General features: G+C 63.3%; 6 protein-coding genes. 4 read left to right on the forward strand and 2 right to left on the reverse strand.

The window, feature by feature from the left end:
- Positions 1 to 66: 66 nt before the first annotated feature.
- A complete protein-coding gene (locus tag AC1DSN_RS20445) occupies positions 67 to 669 on the forward strand; it encodes a pentapeptide repeat-containing protein (protein ID WP_477297764.1) in 603 nt (200 codons plus the stop codon).
- Here the strand turns inward: AC1DSN_RS20445 and AC1DSN_RS20450 are convergent.
- A complete protein-coding gene (locus AC1DSN_RS20450; protein WP_477297765.1) occupies positions 639 to 1301 on the reverse strand; it encodes a Rossmann-fold NAD(P)-binding domain-containing protein in 663 nt (220 codons plus the stop codon). The genes AC1DSN_RS20445 and AC1DSN_RS20450 overlap by 31 nt on opposite strands.
- Positions 1302 to 1518: 217 nt before the next feature.
- On the opposite strand from AC1DSN_RS20450, the gene AC1DSN_RS20455 reads away from it, so the two are divergent.
- From AC1DSN_RS20455 to AC1DSN_RS20465, 3 genes are read left to right on the forward strand one after another with little or no spacing between them, the layout of a single operon-like run.
- Positions 1519 to 2085 (forward strand): cysteine hydrolase family protein, encoded by a 567-nt coding sequence (locus AC1DSN_RS20455; RefSeq protein WP_477332520.1) that lies wholly within the window; start codon positions 1519 to 1521, stop codon positions 2083 to 2085.
- 35 nt (positions 2086 to 2120) lie between these two features.
- On the forward strand, positions 2121 to 2360 hold the full coding sequence (locus tag AC1DSN_RS20460; protein ID WP_213948085.1) for a hypothetical protein: 240 nt from the start codon (positions 2121 to 2123) through the stop codon (positions 2358 to 2360).
- 57 nt (positions 2361 to 2417) lie between these two features.
- Positions 2418 to 2798 (forward strand): VOC family protein, encoded by a 381-nt coding sequence (locus tag AC1DSN_RS20465; protein WP_477297768.1) that lies wholly within the window; start codon positions 2418 to 2420, stop codon positions 2796 to 2798.
- Between the two features lie 10 nt (positions 2799 to 2808).
- Here the strand turns inward: AC1DSN_RS20465 and AC1DSN_RS20470 are convergent.
- A partial coding sequence (locus AC1DSN_RS20470) for a hypothetical protein (protein WP_477332522.1) occupies positions 2809 to 3273 on the reverse strand: 465 nt, incomplete at its 5' end.

The raw sequence follows: 3273 nt of genomic DNA on the forward strand, positions 1-3273 counted from the left end.
GTCCCAAGGTTGAGTGCGCCAGCGCGAGGCCGGACAATGTCCTGCCCCCTCGACGAGCCTGGAACGATGAGCGATCTGATCGGTGACGATAAGGAGTTCTACCTCAAGACCTTCCAGGGCCTGGACTATGCCGAGGGCACCCTGGCCTCGAAGACGTTCGAAGAATGCACCTTTACCCAGTGCTCCTTCAGTGACGCGGCGTTCGAGCACTGCAAGTTCATCGAGTGCACCTTCCGTGCGTGCGACCTGAGTAACGTCAAGCTCACGGCCAGCAAGTTCCAGGCAGTGACGTTCGACGAGTGCAAGGTGATTGGGGTCGACTGGACTCGCGCAGACTGGCCGCGGTACGCGGCGCCCGCCAAGCTGGCCTTCCGCAAGTCCATCGTGAACTACACCTCGTTCTTCGGGCTGAACCTCCAGGAGCTGGTCCTGGAAGAGTGCAAAGTCCGGAACGTCGACTTCAGGCAAGGCGACTTCGCACGCTCGAACTTCACCTACTCCGACTTCGCCGAGAGCCTGTTCGGAGGCACGAAGCTGCAGGGCACGGACTTCAGCGAAGCCACCAACTACGTCATGGACATCCGGGAAAACCAGGTCAAGGGCGCGCGTTTCACGCGCACCGAGGCCGCCGGGCTTCTCTACGGCCTGGGTATCGAACTAGTGGATTGATTGCCTCGGGTGAGCATGCTGGATGCCCGTTTCATGGCATCGTTTTCCAAGTACACAACGCCGCTCGCCGACGCATTGGCGACAAATTCAGCGACGAAGGCCCGCCCGATATCGTCCTGCTCGACAACGCCAAACCGCCCCGGAATCAGACGCCCGAGCCAGGCCACATACCCCGGCGTATGAACGTTGCCGGCAATAATGCCAGGACGGAAAATCGCAAGGCGTTGGAAGCCAATGCCTTCGATAGCCTGCTCCTTCAGCCCCATGACGCGCACATAGCGGAACCGGCTTTTCGGTGTGCTTCCCACAGCGGAGAGCAGGGAAAAGTGGGTGATGCCCCCGGCATGACAGCCTCGTGCGAAGGCGCCGACGATCCCGACTTCCAGGGCTTTCAGCTCGTCCTCGCTCCACTTCAAGCTGCCTGCCCCGACCCCAACGCACGAGGCGGCGTAAACCGGACCRCCCTGCGCAACCATGGCCCGGGCGAGCGTGGCAACGTCGGCGGAAAATCCGGCCGCTGCCGTGTCGAGAACGACCTGACGAAGACGGGGATCCCTGGCCAGGTCCACCTCCCGGCGGTTGACCATGACAAGTTCGATGCAGGACGGCTCGGCGAGCAGGGCGCGAACCACGGCAGCGCCGACCTGCCCGGTGCCGCCGATGATCAGGACACGAAATGCCATGTCAGGTCTCAAGGGTGGAGTAGAAACCTCATCCTACGCGGGATTCCGGGGCATCATGAAATCTTGCGAACGACCCCGGGTTTCGCTGCATAAAAGCCGTCATGAACCTGCCCCGTCCGACGCGGTACATTGGTCAGCATCACCCACCCGCCGCCGAGGTGTGATCGTGACGACCGTTGCCCTTGTCATCGATATGCAGGCCGACTTCTTCGGTCATGAGCGGCTGTCCCTGCTCAGGCCAGCCCTCGCGGGGCACACCAACGCCCTCACTGCCATGGCACGTGACGCCGCTATCCCCGTCGTCTGGGTGCGTCAGGAGTTCRCAGCCGATCTCAGCGACGCGTCGCTGGAGGTGCGCAGAGGCCAGATCCAGGTGGTCATCTCAGGCACGCCTGGCGCCGAGCTCCTGCCCGAACTCGACATCGACACGGCGGATCACTTCATCCTGAAGAAGCGCTACAGCGCGTTCTTCGGAACCACCCTCGACGAGCTGCTATCGCAACTTGACTGCGACCAGCTGATCGTCGCCGGAGTGAACACACACTCGTGCGTGCGAACCACAGTCGTCGATGCTTACCAGAGAGACTATGACGTGATCCTCGCGAAGGACTGCATCGACTCGCTGGACCGGGAACACCACGACGTGACATGGCGATACATGGACGGCAAGCTGGGGCGCGGCATGGCGAACGAGCAGATTCGTGCATGGCTTTCGGGTGGCATGGAGCGGTAACCTACGGCCGCCGCTTCTCACGCGAGGTACTTAGGATGACTGCCCGCCTTTCCAGCCGCCCGGCCCTCTGGCGCGTCGGCGCTTACCTCGGCATGCTCGCCGCCTTCGGGGTCGTGGTGCTTGTCCCGGCCGGCCTTCGCGAAGCCGGCTTCCACGCTGCAAAAGCGTGGGGCCTCGGCTCGATGACCGCGCCGATCTGTTGTCTTGGCGCGATACCCGGCATGTTCATCGCTGATCTCCGTTACCGATCAGCGCGACGCATCGCAGGCCCCTGAAGCGCGGCGGCCCCGAAACGAATATATTCGGGACCTGCCGCCTGATCGGAGACCGCCATGCATCACTCAAGGCTGTGCGCGCTATTGATCGACTGCTATACCGACGATGTCGACCGGGCTGCGAGTTTCTGGGCCGATGCACTGGGTCGGCCCGTCGACCTCGATCACCCCGGCTCCCGCGACAACTACCGCATGCTGGCCACGCCACCCGGTGAGCCCATCGTGCAGGTCCAGCGAGTCGGTCACGGGAGCCGAGTGCATCTGGACATCGAGACCGATGACATACCGGCAGAAGTTCGTCGCCTGGAAGCACTGGGTGCGGCCGTCGTCGATCGGCTGGAACGATGGATCGTCATGCAGGCGCCGACGGGGCAGCGCTTCTGCGTCGTGCGCGTCCAGCGACCCGATTTCCCCGGGAACGCGAATCGCTGGGACTGACCGCGCCGTGTCAGCCCTGGCTTAGCAGTCCACGCCAGTAACGATCCAGCGACACCTTCAGCTCGGCAGCGAAATCCAGGCTGGTAAATGCGACCGCCGCATCGCCCATCATTTCCAGGCAATCAGGTGGAATGTCGAGCGCCTGCCACAGCCCTTGCGTCAGCGCATAACTATGGACGAGCACGCGCGGGCCTTCGCCTGGCGCTAGCCCCAACGCTGCCTCGACGACCGTACCGGCGTCGACGAGGGCGGTCCCGAGCTCTTGCTTATATGCGCGCAACCGATCCTGCTCGATGTTCCGCTCAAGCACGCTGTAGCCGAGCGATTCGAGCTTCGAGATGTCGGGCCGCGCGGTGACGTGCGCGACGTAGTCGGCGATGAAGGCGGATATCTTCTCGTCGACTGCCCGAGTGTCGGGCGCGAATGCCGCGCGGATGCGGGCCATCATCGCCACACGCTCGACGTGCAGGAGATC

The organism is Luteibacter sp. P4_D7_3, from assembly GCF_056401735.1.